The 15,782-nt window shown below is 42.5% G+C and carries 9 protein-coding genes; all 9 read right to left on the reverse strand.

Features of this window, described 5'->3' with window-relative positions; translation table 11 throughout:
* Positions 1-11 precede the first annotated feature (11 nt).
* Positions 12-1,568 (reverse strand): extracellular solute-binding protein, encoded by a 1,557-nt coding sequence (locus ACSQ8O_RS24930; protein WP_436243809.1) that lies wholly within the window; start codon positions 1,566-1,568, stop codon positions 12-14.
* Between the two features lie 139 nt (positions 1,569-1,707).
* Entirely contained in the window at positions 1,708-4,014 is a 2,307-nt protein-coding gene (locus tag ACSQ8O_RS24935; RefSeq protein WP_436243810.1) for a glycoside hydrolase family 2 protein, read from the reverse strand.
* Complete coding sequence (locus ACSQ8O_RS24940; protein WP_436243811.1) at positions 4,011-6,824, reverse strand: family 78 glycoside hydrolase catalytic domain; 2,814 nt, start codon at positions 6,822-6,824, stop codon at positions 4,011-4,013. Before ACSQ8O_RS24940 ends, ACSQ8O_RS24935 begins: the two co-directional genes overlap by 4 nt.
* Positions 6,825-6,841: 17 nt before the next feature.
* Positions 6,842-8,392: a glycoside hydrolase family 43 protein gene (locus ACSQ8O_RS24945; protein ID WP_436243812.1), complete on the reverse strand. Its 1,551-nt coding sequence runs from the start codon at positions 8,390-8,392 to the stop codon at positions 6,842-6,844.
* 205 nt (positions 8,393-8,597) lie between these two features.
* Positions 8,598-10,124, reverse strand: a complete 1,527-nt coding sequence (locus tag ACSQ8O_RS24950; RefSeq protein ID WP_436243813.1) for an ABC transporter substrate-binding protein — start codon at positions 10,122-10,124, stop codon at positions 8,598-8,600.
* Positions 10,125-10,226: 102 nt separating this feature from the next.
* Entirely contained in the window at positions 10,227-11,831 is a 1,605-nt protein-coding gene (locus tag ACSQ8O_RS24955; RefSeq protein ID WP_436243814.1) for a response regulator transcription factor, read from the reverse strand.
* Positions 11,828-13,585: a sensor histidine kinase gene (locus ACSQ8O_RS24960; RefSeq protein WP_436243815.1), complete on the reverse strand. Its 1,758-nt coding sequence runs from the start codon at positions 13,583-13,585 to the stop codon at positions 11,828-11,830. The genes ACSQ8O_RS24955 and ACSQ8O_RS24960 overlap by 4 nt, the downstream gene beginning before the upstream one ends.
* A gap of 130 nt (positions 13,586-13,715) precedes the next feature.
* Entirely contained in the window at positions 13,716-14,600 is an 885-nt protein-coding gene (locus ACSQ8O_RS24965; RefSeq protein ID WP_436243816.1) for a carbohydrate ABC transporter permease, read from the reverse strand.
* Between the two features lie 84 nt (positions 14,601-14,684).
* The gene (locus ACSQ8O_RS24970; protein WP_056617240.1) at positions 14,685-15,647 is read right to left on the reverse strand and encodes an ABC transporter permease; all 963 of its coding nucleotides are present in this window, start codon (positions 15,645-15,647) and stop codon (positions 14,685-14,687) included.
* Positions 15,648-15,782: the final 135 nt, after the last annotated feature.

Consider the following 15,782-nt stretch of genomic DNA (forward strand, 5'->3'; position numbering starts at 1 on the left):
GTTTTCCCTCATTATTTCTTCTTTGCATACCACTCGCGCGCCCGATTCGTGACTTCGTCTCCGCCACTGCTTTTCCATCTTTGAATAAATTCATCAAATTTATCAATCGGCCAATCACCAATAATAATTTTAGACATGTATTCTTGATACAGCTTGTTCGATTTAATGTCCGGGAAGCCATCATAGATCGATACAGGTATTCCATCGCCGGCAATCCGTTTACCGTCTCTTCCACCTACCATCATGGCATCTATCATCATCTGGGCAACCTTCGGTTCATACTGATCCTGAAGGGTCAGTGCCATCTGCTCCGTTGTTATAACTGGAAATAAATCGATCAGATAAGTTTGATCCGAACCGATAGGCAGTCGCTTTTTTTTGCCATCCTTCATTTCATAATGTTCGCCTTCAATTCCAAAAGACGCAAAATTACGATTCTCGGGCTTCGCATAAAATTCAAGGAGCTTCAAAGCTTCTATTGCGTTCTTGGATGATTTGGGAATGGCCCACTCCATATTATTGATAAGCGGTCTCGGAGTAAAACCATCAAACCCTTCTACCTTAGGGACCGGCATTCCGACAATATAGGCATTCGGATTTATTTTAGGCAAATTCTCAAAAAAGTTTTGCTTAATTCCATACGGAACATGATACCAAACGCCAACTTTATCCTGCTGAATCTTAGCTTTCCATGTCAATTCTTTATTCAAAAATGTTTCATTATCCAGCAATTTGTCTTTATAAAGTTCTCTTGCAAATGTAAGAGCTGCTTTCATATTGGGAGTGACAGCAGAGTACGTAAGTTCATTGTTATACAGATCCCAAACCGGGTACCCTTCTACCATAGCGACACCGTACATCAAGAATATGTCATCCATCCATCGCCCCGCTTCTCGTCCGCTGGTAGGAATCTCGTCCTTTATACCGTTGCCGTTGGGATCTTGATCACGAAATGCCTTAAGGACAGCAACATATTCATCCTTTGTTGTCGGTATCTTCATATTTACCTTGTCTAACCAATCTTTGCGAATCAATGAACTATATCTTGGATACAAATTAACTCTCGGAATAAAATAAATTTTTCCATCCGGAGAGTTGGCTCGGACACTTTCCCACACATCTTGAGGAATTGCCTTCCATAAGGTAGGTGCATACTGTGGCAGCAAATCATCCAGGGCAAGTAAAGCACCTTGCTTGAGTAGCGTATCTTCAACCCCGTGAGGTAAGAACAGATCTGGTAGTTCGTTAGCTGCAATCTTCACATTTAAACCCTTTGTAAAGTCCGTGCCGCCATTCCAAGGAAGCGTTGATGTGTTAACTGCAATACCTGTTTGCTCTGTAACGTATTTCATCTGCTTATCGTTTGGCCCAGGCATTCTCCCGTAATCGCTGAACATGAGAATGTACACTGCCTTAGCTTCCTTTTTCTGTTCACTCCCTGAAGCACTTCCAGTTGCGGTGTCATTTCCACCTGAACCAACACTTGAACATCCTGTTACTGTTAGGGCAAGCAATGCGCCTACGGTTAACAATACGATCATCCGCATTATTCTTGATTGTACTGCCATCTTTCTTGCCCCTTTCAATTTGCAACTATTTAAATAGTATATCATTGTGAGGACTCAAGCCCAACATTGTACTTGCTTTAGGTGAAAATGCGAAAAAAAGCCGGAATCGCCGGCTTTTTTCGATACTTTTTAATGAACATTACTTGTTCTTGTTAATTTTCGTAAGCTCTCTATTTAGTGCATATAATAGCTTGTCAGTGAAGTGCTCTGGCGCCATTTCAGCCAAGGTATCAATCTTAAATCCTTGCGTCATACTATACGTTGGTCTCTCCCTAAAACTTTCTCCTAAATATTTATTTAAGACCACAGCCGCATCTTTATTCTCGAAAAGCTCTTTAAACGTGCAACGCGTAGAATAAACATCGTCCGTGAACTGTAATTCCTCGATCTCTCCATCCAGATCAGGCATTTGGAACCAGTTCGTAACTTCGCCGCCTTTTTCCTCTACGGGAGCTTCATAACTTGGATTGGGTTCTTCCACTTTGCTAAATTTGGCGATATCAACGTACTGCGCGTTATCTTCGGTGGCCACTGCACGTATGTCATTCAACCCTTTAACTAAGGATACATTCTCGAAAATGAAAACCTTATCCTCGCTGATTTTAGATTGAAATTCAGTTCCATTGACATATAGCACTACGTTGTTGCAGTTTGAGTACACTTTAACTGTCATGTTGCTCTCTGCTCGATCCACATGGCGCTTACTCGTGATATGAACAAATTTTTCCTCGGACCAATGCGCTTTATACATATAAAAGGCATCCTTTTTGATCTTTCTGTCATAGGAGACAAGCCCTTTGTTGTTTCTACCTTGAACGCCACCTTCATCTCGGATGTTCGCTCCGAAATCAAACATGTTCCATACATAAGTCGCCCAAAGATAAGGTCTCTGCTCGAAAGTCTTCCAAACCGTTTCGTGGAACAATGCATGATATTCTTCCGTGTAGTCTTTTACCTTGGGATCAGCACTATGGTATTGGACAATACCTTCTGCCCCGTATTCGGATATACAAAGCGGCACATCGGGGTTAATGCGGTGAAACTTATCAAGCCAAGGCGCAAAATCCCCCGCGTTTCCATGATACCAACCATAATATTTGTTGTAACCGATCACATCCGTCATACGATTATATTCATCTTCCTCACTGACAAATAAAACATTAGCCATTGTCGTAAGGCGAGTCGGGTCTTCTTTCTTCGTTAAGTCATGTAACTCTTTAACAAGTCTTCTGACCTCTGGTCGTTCACCGCCGATTTGAATTTCGTTCTGTATCCCCCAGAATACGATAGAAGGATGATTGTAATTCTGCCTGATCAATTCGACCATCTGCTGCTTTGCATTGATCCCTTCTAATTCGTTCTGCGACATAACTGAAATGAAGGGAATTTCAGCCCAAACCACCATACCTTCTTTATCGCACAAATCATAAAAATATTGGCTGTGCTGGTAATGAGCTAATCGAATGGAAGAGGCTCCAATTTCCCGAATGTAGGCCATATCTTCGATTTGTTCTTGTTCCGTAATAGCCCAGCCCATATCCTTCCTGTCTTGGTGTCTGGATACACCATGCAAAGGCAGATGCTCGCCGTTTAAGAAGAAGCCCTTTTCAGGATCAACATGAAAGTATCTGACACCAAAAGGAATCGATACTTCATCGATTGTGTCATTAAAACTAGTCAGCGATAGATTAGCACTGTACATATAGGGATTTCTTCTACCATGCCAAAGTGTTGGATGATCAATAACACAAGGCATTTCTTCCGTTCGAGTTTCTCCTGCAGCCAGTATAACTTCCTTAGAGGCATACGTTATAACATGATGATTAGCATCGAAAATGTCTGCCCACAATCGAACTTTTTTCTCTTCATTACCGTCATTTACAAGATTTGCTCTAATGCTTAGTAGGGCTCTTTCCTTGGATACCTCTTCTTGAACAATATAAATACCCTGTGAACCATGGTCCATCAAATCGAAATGAACAGGATTCGTAACCACCATCTTCACATCGCGGTAAATCCCACCGTAGAAGGTAAAGTCTGCTTTCTGAGGATAAACGTCATCCACAACGGTATTGTCTACTTTTACGGCAAGTACATTGGTATCGCCATGTTTAACAACGTCTGTCATATCAAACCTGAATGTGGAGTACCCACCTTTATGTTGTCCAAGGTGCTGACCATTTACATAGACATCCGTTATACTGTTGGAACCATTGAATTCGATAAATAGTTTACTTCCCTCGTAAGTCGGCTCAACCACAAAAGATTTCCTGTACCAACACGCGCCTTGATAATACTCGTAGCCGTTGGCTCCATCGATCGCGTTCCATGTATGAGGAATATTCACAGTATGCCAATGATCATCCTTGTACAATTCACTTGCAGCTTGTTCTTCGTCCTGACGAATAAATCTCCAAGTCTCGTTGATCTCTATATTTCTTCTCATTGTGCAGCCACTCTCCCTAGCAAAATTGTAAATTGATATTCGCCGCTCCCTACCGTACATACAATTCGGCCATCTTCATATCGGGCATCTGGGAATTCGATGAATACTTGCTTAAGATCGTCTTGATTCCCAGGAAGCATGATCGTCGCTGTCGTATTCGCCGGTACCTCAAAACGATAGTTTACAGCCTCATTCGTTTTTTCCCAGCTAGATGCAATGGTTCCATAGAGGGACTCATACGTAGCGGATGCTTGCGTCAGCGTTCCTCCAACCCTTGGTTTCAATATGACATGCTTGTAACCTGGTTTCTCCCAAACAGGACGTATTCCGGCTATGCCCGAAAAGAGAAAATCACATACGGCCCCATACGAATAGTGATTGAGTGACCCTGACAATTCTCCATCTGGCTTAATGCCTTTCCAACTCTCCCAAATCGTTGTCGCACCGTTACTGACGGCATACAACCACGAAGGACATGTATCCTGCTCTAATAATCGGAAAGCGATATCAGTATGTCCGTAATCCGCCAGCACTTGAAGAATGAAAGGAGTTGAAAGGAAACCTGTGTTCAAGTGGTAGTTCTGTTCGACGACCAACTGCGCCAGTCTGTCCGCAACGGCTTGTTTTTTATCTGCATACGCCAAGTCAAATGCAAGCGTACGAACATTAGGTGCCTGCCTGCCTTCCAATATAGAGCCGTCATCTTTAATAAAATACTGATTATATACGCGTTTAATTTTCTCATAAAGTGCTCGGTATTTGGCTTCTTCCTCTGTCTTGCCTAGCACAGCTGCCATTTCTGCCAGCAAACGGGTGGAATAGGCAAAGTAGGCGGTTGATACATCCGGATGGTTTCCTTTGGTTTTGCTCAAAACGGCCATGAGATCACTGAACTCCGTATCCGTTTCAAGCCACTCTCCCCAATGAAATCTTGTATCCCAGATGTAATCAGCATCACGTTCTCCATCTGTATAATTTTGATAAGCAGGCGTATTTTGATATAGCTCATTCGCATTTTTCGCGCTAGTAGCCATGTAATCGACCCATGCCTTTGCTGAATCAAACTGCTTTTCTACAATAGCCTTGTCTCCATAACAAAGGTACATCGTCCAGGGAATGATAACAGCCGCATCGCCCCAACCTGCAGAACCGTCAAGAATACTGGCTGTACCAGGTTTGGGCCTGCGCATGGCCACCATTGGGTTTTTATTTTGTTCTGCGAATCTTTTCCATGCCTCCACGCTGTGATGCCCGATAACAGTTGGCACTGTGCTGCCGACCGAACCGTCAGCAAATTGTTCCGCTGCAACGTCGGCCATCCACTTTTCAAAGAATGGATACACGTTCATGAAGTCAGAGGCCGTTCTACTGAATACTTGGGCATCCCCTGTCCATCCCGCTCTTTCCCGGGTTGGGCAATCGGTAGGCACCTCCATAAAGTTGCCCTTCTGGCTCCATTTAGAGTTAGATACTAACTTCGTAATGAGCGGATTCGAACAAGTGAAATCTCCCGTTTCGTCTAAATCGGAATACACGGCCACTGCTGTAAAACTCTCAGGCGTTATTTCTCCCGGATAATTCTTAACGAGAACATAACGGAATCCAAAGATCGAAAAACGTGGACGATAGCTCTCTACACCCTGTCCAGCCGTAATGTAACGAACCTCTTGGAAATCCTCCAAAGTTCCATGATCTGAGAGATTTTGTAAGGTGAAATTTCCATGCTTATCTAAGGCTTCCCCATGGACTAGAACAATCTCAGTTCCTGCATCGCCTTGAGCCTGCATTTCTACCCAACCTGCGATATTTTGGCCAAAATCGAGAATCGTCTCTCCATTCGGTGTCCGCATTACTTTCGGTGTAAATCTTTCCTTCTGTTTTACCGGTACGCTTCGAGAACTTATCAAGTTGTCGTAACCATCCTCCGTGACCGTCACTTCTTCCCAAGAAGAATCGTCATAGGATGGTTGATTCCAACCCTTTATATTAATTCTGGCATCATAAAGATCTCCCGCTTTCATATCCGATTTCAACAAAGGACCATGGGAAGTCTTAAAAGAGCCGTCACTGCCGATGATCTCGCGGCTTCCATCTTCGTAGTCCAACACTAATTGCCCCAGAAATGCTACTTTATAGCCAAAATTGTTCTTTAAACTTGCTCCACCCGTAGCCCCTCTCCACCAACCGTCCCCGAGAATGACACCTAGCGCATTTGCGCCTTCTTGCAAAAATGGCGTTACATCGTAAACTTGGTATTGCAGGCGTTTGTAATAAGAAGTGAACCCTGGCGTGAACAGATGATCCGTACCCTCGATTCCGTTCAGATAAAAGCTATACAATCCTTTCGATGTCAGGCAAGCTCTAGCCGATTTGAGCCCCTTTTTCACCCTGAATTCCTTCCGGATATATGGAGCCGGCTTATAGGCGTGAATATCTATTTCTTTCTCCGGTTCAATCCATCGAGCCTTCCAATCCGAAGCGTTCAGCAATCCAGTTTCAAAGAAAACAGGATCGCTGAACGTTGACTCCTCTTCCTGATTACTCCAAACTTTAACTCTCCAATAGATCCGTTCAAGCGATTTTAATTCTGGACCCTCATACACAACAACCTGTGACTGATCCGTCTCAACCTTTCCGCTGTCCCAAATCAGACTAGTGAAGCTCTCGGTCGCCGAAGCTTGAACTTGATAAGCGGTTTGTATGGTGTTCCGGCCGTCACAATGGAGTTTCCAGCTCAGACGCGGCTTTTTCGTATCCAACCCCAAGGGATTTTCCAAATATTCCGTTCGTAATGATACTGCTTTCAACATTTTGGTAACCTCCCCAATCACGATTTAATATATTGAAACCAATCGAACGAGGCCGGAGTTTTGGCTGATTTGCCATTCCCCGTCGCATACAATCCGAAAAACACACCTGTAAAGCCGCCAGCTACCTCGGTGGAGACAAGCGAGCACTCCCCTGAACCGAAAGCCTTACGTTCTCCATTCGGTAATGAGTAGAAAAAAGAGTATTGGAATGGTTCTGCATCCAAACCGAGGATAATGTCCGAGCCTTCAAACTCTTCTACCAGCTCCATTTTCCATAGTGAACCAATTCGCCTGCGAAAGATTACTTGGCGACGTCCTTCAACCCCACAGGTAAGTGCTATTTCATAATGGAACCGCTCATTCATATAAACCGTAAGCCCAGCTTCTTCACCTTCGTGTAAAGGATCAAATGACATTAGCGTAGAAACGCTGCATCGAAAATGCTGCTGTCTCCGTCCGACAAACGCCGGAGAACCGATATCATTTAAGGTCAATGCTGAGCCGTGAAGCGTCAAATAACCCGGTCTTTCTTCCAGAGACCAGTCCTCATCCAGCGGATTTCTTAAGAAATTCCACTCCAGCTGCAGCCGGTTGGAATTAAAATCATCAATGTCAGTCGCCCGAGTCTCATCGACTACAAGTGGAAGTGTCCCTGCATCCATTTTTTCAGCAATCTTGCCACCATCCCCGATAACCGGCCATCCCTCTGCGGACCAGGTAACTGGAGCAAGAAAGGTCTCACGTCCCAAATGATGGTGTCTCCCGCTAAACGGAACGGATACGGGACGAATCCCTAGGAAAACGGCCCACCAGTTTCCATCCTCCAATTGAACGAGATCCGCATGGCCTGTTGCTTGGATGGAATTCCCCGTACTCCGGTGGGTCAAGATCGGATTGTTAGGATTGCTCTCAAATGGCCCGTATGGCGAATCGCTCCTAGCGATCGTAGTCATATGACCATACTCAGTTCCTCCCTCTGCAATCATCAAAAAGTACTTCCCATTAATCCTATACAGGTGAGGACCCTCTGCTGATTTACCGCCTGTTCCTTGCCAGATGAGACGTCGTTCCGATAACAACATACCTGACTCTAGGTCGATTTCTGCTTGATAAATCCCCTTCGGCTCGTCACCGAAGAACCCACCGGTTCCTGTAATGTAAACACGCCCATCTTCATCAAAAAATAGGGACGGATCCACGCTTGGCCAGTCAGGCCATATCGGTTCAGACCATGGGCCTTCAGGACTTTCAGCCCATACGTAGAAATTGCGAAACATTTTAACATTCGTTGTAATCATATAGAAACGGCCGTTATGAAAGCGAATAGTTGGCGCATAGATACCCATTGAGCTTCTGCACCCTTCCAGATCCAACTGGCTTTGGCGGGTGAGGCAATGTCCAATCTGCTTCCAATGAACGAGATCTCGGCTATGAAAAATCGGTACTCCCGGAAAATATTCAAAGGAACTTGTAACCAGATAAAAATCTGCACCTACCCGACAAACACTTGGGTCAGGATGAAAGCCGGGGATTACTGGGTTTGAATATTGAATCGTTGATTCCGTCATTTTGATCGCCCTCTCTTTATCTACCCAATTGTAAAATCAATCTCACCTGCAAAAACAAAGAGCTCTATTAACATCTTAATGTCAATCAAAGTAACTCACTAACACTCTCACGACATATCCATAACGTTTTACCGACTTCCTTTTTAGCCTAAAGTGGCAATTAAAAAACCAGGCCCATTAAAATGGAAACCTGGTCTTAACGCACCTATTTTTTGTTTGCAACCGCCCAAGCATCAAGCTGCTTTTGTTTCTCTGCAATAACCTTATCAATACCCGCGGCTTTCAGTTTAGCTCTGAAGTCAGGCAATTTATCGGCCGGGTCGAGTGTTCCCGACTCCAAACCTTTTGCATACTGATCTGTTACATTTTTGAGCGCAATAACTTCATTTTTGACAGGCTCCGAATTGAATGTGAATCCAAGTGCTTTTGATTTAATCGCTTTTTGATTAGCTTCTGCAGTCAATTTCCACATGTCCTGTAAGTCTGACTTCATTAGATAAGCGATAGATGGATTAGCGTAAATCCAACTTTGAATTGAATATCCAACTGTCTTAGAATCAATACCTGCAGGGTAATCGATTGAATTCTCCGACGCCTTCACATAGTGCTTTCCTTCAATGCCATAGATAAATAAATTAGCAAGATCCTTATCCGTGTACATCAGATTCATAAGCATCATGACGCGTTCAGGATTAGTAGAATTTACAGATATCGTCCACAAACCCCCTTGCGTATTGGACGTAGTCGAATAAATAGTAGACATCAAGGGCGCATACACGAGTTCTTTGCCGTTCGCTCGGATTTCCGATTCTAAGTTACCCGGTCTAAGTCCGATGAAATAAGAAAAAGCCTTGTCAGCCTTCAACAAATCAGAGGCGTTAGCTTGCGTTGTAGCAGCATCCTTGTTGATATATCCCGCTTTAGCCCAACTATGGACTTTGTTCAAATAGTTTTCATACTCCTTGGTTTCGAACAAATTCACCACTTTTAAACCATTGTCATACCCAGGCAACACACCTAAGCGATCTCCCAGCTTATCATACCAAACATAAACATCCGACGGCATGGATAACCCGGCTCCAAGTGGAGCGATATTGGGCTCATTTTCTTTAATCGTCTTATACACTTGATCCAAATCATCAATCGTCTTGATGGATGCTATATTAATTTTGTACTTATCAACTAAATCCTTCCGCATTAATACCCCAGGAACCCCTGTCGTGTAATCCTTATAAACAGGCACACCATAGGTCTTCCCATCAATTTTAACACTAGACAAAAAGGCAGGATCGATCTGTTTTTTAATTCCGTCGCCATACTTATCTAACAGATTGTCGATTGCAACAAAATTTCCAGTTGCTACGCTCGAGCTGTACCCAGCACCAAATTCAAATGACAAATCCAGTTTCTCACGGCCAGAAGTCATTAAATTCTTTTGTTGAGCCCAGGCCCCGATACTAATAGGTATGATTTTGACTGTTGCGTTAATTTTGGCCTTTGTGATTTTGTTTATTTCATCTTGCACGGCTTGCGTATCCTTCGGAACTGCTCCGAATGCCGGCATCGCAATTGCGATCTCATAAGGCTCTTTGGTTGCATTACTTGTACTAGAAGCCGGAGTTGCTGTTGCACCACTATTTCCATCCGTTTTCGAAGATGAACATCCAGCAATGACTCCCGTTAACATAACTGTGACAAGCGACAATGTCGCCAACTTTAATTTCTTTTTCATCTCGTATCCCCCCCAAAGTATCAATCATTTACACCTTCATCATATCCTTCAATGAAGTGGGCGACTAACACTCTACCGACATCATAATAGCGTTTTCACGACTTATTGATCTTTGTTATTTTGACTTCGATATTCCATTGGTCCTAAGCCAACGTGTTTTTTAAATAGTTTTGTAAAATAGGAAAAATTCGTGTATCCTAGCGTCGATGCAATTGAGCTTACAGGGCGATCTGTATGTGACAATAACTCTTTAGCCACTTTGACTTTTTCAATCACAATATAATCCGACAAAACGTACCCCGTCTCTTTTTTAAAAATTCTCGTTAAATAATCGGGATGTAGAAAGACTTGGTCTGCGATCATTTCACGTGTCATATCTTGATCCAGGTTATGCGAGATAAATGTTTTAACGATCTGGACTATTTTCTCTGTCTCTTTGATCGCTTCTGCATGGATCATAGCTTTGTTAACAGCATGACGAGCCCAGATGAGCATATCCATGATGGACCGCCCCGCCGATTCCGAGATATGTCTTGATTCTTCATCGCCAAATAATTGATTGGCTTCAATCCCTTTCAAGTTCAGAAAGGAGTATACGACTTGGGTAAAATTTTGATTGAATTGGTGTAAAATATCAGCATTCATTCCTTGTTTTTTGACAAGACTGTCCAAAATCGTTTCCACTTCATGAACGACTGCATCCTTTGTCGCTGTTTTCATTAGCGAAGCTACTGCGCTGAGTGCTGGCAGCTTTGCATGAGGTTTAGAGGTGTCGTTATCGTGCTGAAGATAGACTTGGTTCACGAAGGCAACATTATTACGGTCTTGTCTCCTTAATTCGGCTACCATTTCGGCCATTTCATAAGATTCTACGGCGTTTCCAAAATAACAAGAGAGATCACAGTAAAAATAATCGTTACACGAATCGATATATTGTTCACAAACTCGGAATAGATGTTCGTATCCCCAATTCGTTCCCCTATTTGCGACCATGATCAACAAGAGCATTCCTCGATCCAAGTGAAAACATATGCCATTTGAACCATCACCAATGATCATTTCTTCGGCTGAATTTTTAAGGGCATACTCCAGAATCTTCTCGTCTCTACGATTTAACTCTTTTCTCCACTTTTGGACCGAAATGAGAATAGGGAGAAAGACCGATTCTTCCGTTATTGGAATGTGATGCAATTCCACTTGACCTCTTATCGCGGTGGGTTGACTAGGTATTGAATGGTTGATTAAGTCCACCCAAAACCTTTCAATAATAAAAGAATGATGCTTGAGCCATAGTTGGTGGGATTGACTGTTTCTATTGAACTCACTGTTTCGATTTATGATGTCCTGTGCCTTTCGTATGGCATTTTCCAAATCAGTTACACGGACAGGCTTAAGTAAATAATCAACACTACCAAGCTGAAGTGCTTCTTTCGCATATTTAAAATCAGCATGACTTGTGAAGAAGATCGTTGCTGTATTCGGATGATGCTCTCTCACCCAAGTTAGCAAATCAAACCCGCTTCCTTGGGGCATTTCGATATCACACAACAAGATATCGATTCTTTCCCTTACAAATATTTCTTTGGCTTGTCTGACATTAATAGCTGTGTGCAGTCTGCTGATGCCTAATTTATTCAGATCAAGGTCAGATTTGACCCCTTCAATGGCCAGAACCTCGTCGTCTACAATGAGCAGATGAACATTCATCTGGTTTCCTCCAATCCTGGGTTTGTAGGGATAATCATCTCTACTCTTGCTCCAAAGGTATCTTGACCGTTATCATATACGATAGATGCAACTTCACCGTACAAGAGTCGTAATCGCCGTTCCACATTCCAAATCCCAGTATGCTCACCCCGTTCATTTTCCACACTTCTGCCTGCCTGTAGTTTTTCAAGTATGTCGTTCTTAAATCCTGGTCCTGTATCTTTTATGCTTATTTTCATTCTGGAGCCATGCTCTTCAATCAGAAATTCAATCTGAACCTCAATAATGAGCGGCTCATCCAACGTAACGGCATGCTTAATTGAATTCTCGACAAAGGATTGAATGACGAGTGGAGGGATCGGGACGTCTAATAAGTAATCCGGTGAGTGGATCGTCCACTTCAATTTTTCTGGAAAACGTAAGTTCTGGATCTTTAAATAATTACGCGTATGTTCAAGCTCATCTTTAAGCGGTACGAAAGACGTATTGCTCCGGAACATAAATCGGAAATATTCGATTAGAGACATCGTCATATCTAAGATCAGATCATAATTCTTAATCTTGGCCAGATTATAAATGATATTAAGTGTATTCAAGAAGAAATGTGGATTAACTTGCAGCTGCAGTCGCTGTAATTCCTCCTTTTGCTTATTCAACTGCTCCTCATAGACGTTAATTCGGAGCCGTTCAACCTCGGACATCATGGCATTAAACGCCCCGCCCATCAGCTGAAATTCTCCTGAAGTATTGCTAAGCTCTACCCTACTGCTCCAATCTCCTTCTCGAACTTTCTTCATTGTGCGCAGTAATCGATAAAGTGGCACTAGAACAGATTGCCTCATAGCATACAGTCCTATAGGGATAAAGAGAAATGCAGCGATCGTGATAAACCAAACAATGGACTGCAGATAAGGAAGCTTGGCTAATATATAATGATCGGGTATCAATACATTTAAACTGAAATCTCCTCGATTAGACAGAGCGCCAACTACAAGAAATTTCTTTTTCGTACCTGAAATATAATATTCGTTTACTTTCTGTTGAAGTTCAATCCCATATTCACTTACTAGTTTTGAATTGGAAATAGGTTCACCTTGTGTATTGGCTAATAAAACCTCTCCCTCTTCACCAATTTGAAGCGAACGAAGGGGGTTTACCAATTCCTCCGTATTAATCAAAGCGCCTAGGTAGGTGTCCCCAGCACGCACAATATCAACAAGGTAATTAACTTGGTTAATTTGCACATATTTCCAAACTTTAGAGGTCCCCCCCTTTGAAAATAACTCAGAATGAATATATGCAATTAGATATTTTTCAATAATGTCATTTTCCTTAATGGCTGAAGCATTCTTCTTAGAAACATTTAAGAAATCTTGCCGATGATCCGTATAGGCAAAAAATGAGCTAATCGAATCGTATAAGTTGATATCCTTACTTAACTTGTTAAACAAATATATTTTAGCACTGTAATATTCTCCATCCGCTGCCTCTTGGCTCAGAGATAACAAATCATATCCTGTACCAGCAACCGTACGCATATACAAATCGATATCGTCTAATTGAGAATCACTCTGATCCGTATACAGGTTCAACGTATTCTTATAAGAATCCGCAACCTGACCCCTTACGACATGAATAGCATAGTAGTTGTTGTATAAGAGCATCCCCACCAACGGCATCGTCATTATGAACACGCTGACGATTAACTTAACTCTCAAAGAGGCTCGTCTCCAGTACCATGCGGGTGTATTCATGTCGTTTCGGCTCCTTTTGTTACTCAAATTTAAATTCCAGATCTATCATACTCTTATAAGAACTGGCAACGCCACAACCATATTAAGTCAGTTGTGGCGCCATCGCATATAGTAGAATCCAACCGGTACTTTATCCTTTTACAGCACCAATCATAATTCCTTTGATAAAGTATTTTTGGAAAAATGGATACGCCACCAAGATCGGGAGGACCCCAATGACGGCAATGGCCATTTTCACAGCATCTGTAGGCATTTGTTGCATAGCATCACTTGCATTATTCGTCATATTCGTGCTTATGAATTGGATATCCTGCATGATTCGATTCAGCAGATTTTGTACACTGTACAGATTAGGATTGGTAATGTAGATCATACCTAGCTGCCAATCATTCCAGTACATGATACACTCGAAGAGTCCAATCGTTGCCAATATGGGGCCCGAAAGCGGAAGCACGATGGACCATAAGGTCCTATACTCGCCTGCTCCGTCTATTTGTGCGGATTCGATCAAAGCACTAGGAATCGTCGTCTGGAAGAAGGTTCTCATCAACATCACGTAAAATCCGTTCATCAGAAGCCCCGGTACAATTAATGCCCAGATTGTATTTTTAATATGAAAGATCTGTGTATAAACCAAGTAGGAGGGAACCAGTCCTCCATGAAACAACATGGTAAAGAAGACGATAAACATAATCAAATTGCGATATGGCGTAACACTTCTGGATAACGGATAAGCCAAAAGAGCCGTCATGGTTACCCCTAAAACAGTTCCGACTACCGTAACGAAGACTGTCACGCCGTAAGCCCGAGCGATCTCTCCCCCTCTTTCGTATAAATACACATACGCAGCGGCACTAAACGTATGAGGGATGAACGAATAACCATATGCGATAATATCATTCTGATCCGTTAATGAAGCGGAAATGAGCAGTATGAACGGGAGAATACAAATGACGGTGAACAAAAACATCGCGATATGGCTGAACCATGTCAAGCCTCTGTTCTCTTTTTTCATGGGTGTCTACCTCCTTTAAGTTTTCTGCGTTACTTCCTGATTATGCATCTTGACGAGCAGAAAACTCGCCTCGGAAGCATTCGCTTAGAACAATGCGCTATCTTTGCTGTATAGTCGCACCATATAGTTTGCAAGCATAACAAGTAAAAATCCAACGAGAGATTGATACACTCCTGCGGCTGTGGACAAGCCAATATCCCCATTGCCCGTTAATCCTTTAAATACATACGTATCGATTGTGGCTGTTGTATTAAATAATGCACCAGAATTCATTGGAACCTGATAAAATAAACCGAAATCAGAGTAAAAAATTCTTCCGATACTGAGCAGTGTCAACATGATAATAACTGGTGTTAGAATCGGCAAGGTAATATGTCGAATCTGCTGCAATCGGCTTGCACCGTCGAGCCTAGCAGCTTCATAATACTCTTCATCAATTCCCATCAATGCTGCAAAGAAAACTATGCTCGAATAGCCAACACTTTTCCAGAAGTGAACCAACGTTAAAATCCAAGGCCAATACTTTTCCTCGGTGTACCAAGAAATGCCATCCTTTATTCCGAACCACGGAAGTACGGTGTGATTCATGAATCCCGTATCTGCACTTAAGAGGGCATATACCAAATAGCTGACGATGACCATGGAAATCAGATGCGGCAGAGTGATCACACTTTGATAAAACTTAAGCAATACTTTGTTTTTAATCTCATTCAACAAGATTGCACAGGCTAAAGACAAAAAGGTTCCAACAACTATAAACAATAAATTGTAAAGAATGGTGTTTCGGGTAATAATATAAGCGTCCGATGTCTTAAAGAGATATTCAAAGTTTTTAAATCCAATCCAGTCACTCTCTAAAATTCCCTTAGCAAAATTTATTTTTTTGAAAGCAATGACGATCCCGAGCATCGGGATATAATTATTGAACAATAGGTACAGAAGTCCAGGGGCCATCATAATTAGAAGTGGCAGGTATTTACGGAAACGGTTTTCTTTTTTCTTGTACGGGATACCCGCCCGTAGTACAGTTGCTGATGCTTTTTCCATCTTAGAAACCCTTCCTTTCTGTTTATTATTTCTCTAATGTCTTACCTTGATTTTAAGGGATACGATCTCGTCCATCTAACAATCTAACGACCACATAGTAACGTTTTAACGACTTTCGTTTCCTCGAAAAAAAAG

It is taken from the genome of Paenibacillus sp. LjRoot56, from assembly GCF_964253335.1.
Classification (GTDB): domain Bacteria; phylum Bacillota; class Bacilli; order Paenibacillales; family NBRC-103111; genus Paenibacillus_E; species Paenibacillus_E allorhizoplanae.

What these genes read in the sequence shown, in the direction of transcription:
- ACSQ8O_RS24930 (WP_436243809.1), bottom strand. Translation starts at nt 1,568, where the DNA reads ATGGCAGTACAATCAAGAATAATGCGGATGATCGTATTGTTAACCGTA.
- ACSQ8O_RS24935 (WP_436243810.1), bottom strand. Translation starts at nt 4,014, where the DNA reads ATGAGAAGAAATATAGAGATCAACGAGACTTGGAGATTTATTCGTCAG.
- ACSQ8O_RS24940 (WP_436243811.1), bottom strand. Translation starts at nt 6,824, where the DNA reads ATGTTGAAAGCAGTATCATTACGAACGGAATATTTGGAAAATCCCTTG.
- ACSQ8O_RS24945 (WP_436243812.1), bottom strand. Translation starts at nt 8,392, where the DNA reads ATGACGGAATCAACGATTCAATATTCAAACCCAGTAATCCCCGGCTTT.
- ACSQ8O_RS24950 (WP_436243813.1), bottom strand. Translation starts at nt 10,124, where the DNA reads ATGAAAAAGAAATTAAAGTTGGCGACATTGTCGCTTGTCACAGTTATG.
- ACSQ8O_RS24955 (WP_436243814.1), bottom strand. Translation starts at nt 11,831, where the DNA reads ATGAATGTTCATCTGCTCATTGTAGACGACGAGGTTCTGGCCATTGAA.
- ACSQ8O_RS24960 (WP_436243815.1), bottom strand. Translation starts at nt 13,585, where the DNA reads ATGAATACACCCGCATGGTACTGGAGACGAGCCTCTTTGAGAGTTAAG.
- ACSQ8O_RS24965 (WP_436243816.1), bottom strand. Translation starts at nt 14,600, where the DNA reads ATGAAAAAAGAGAACAGAGGCTTGACATGGTTCAGCCATATCGCGATG.
- ACSQ8O_RS24970 (WP_056617240.1), bottom strand. Translation starts at nt 15,647, where the DNA reads ATGGAAAAAGCATCAGCAACTGTACTACGGGCGGGTATCCCGTACAAG.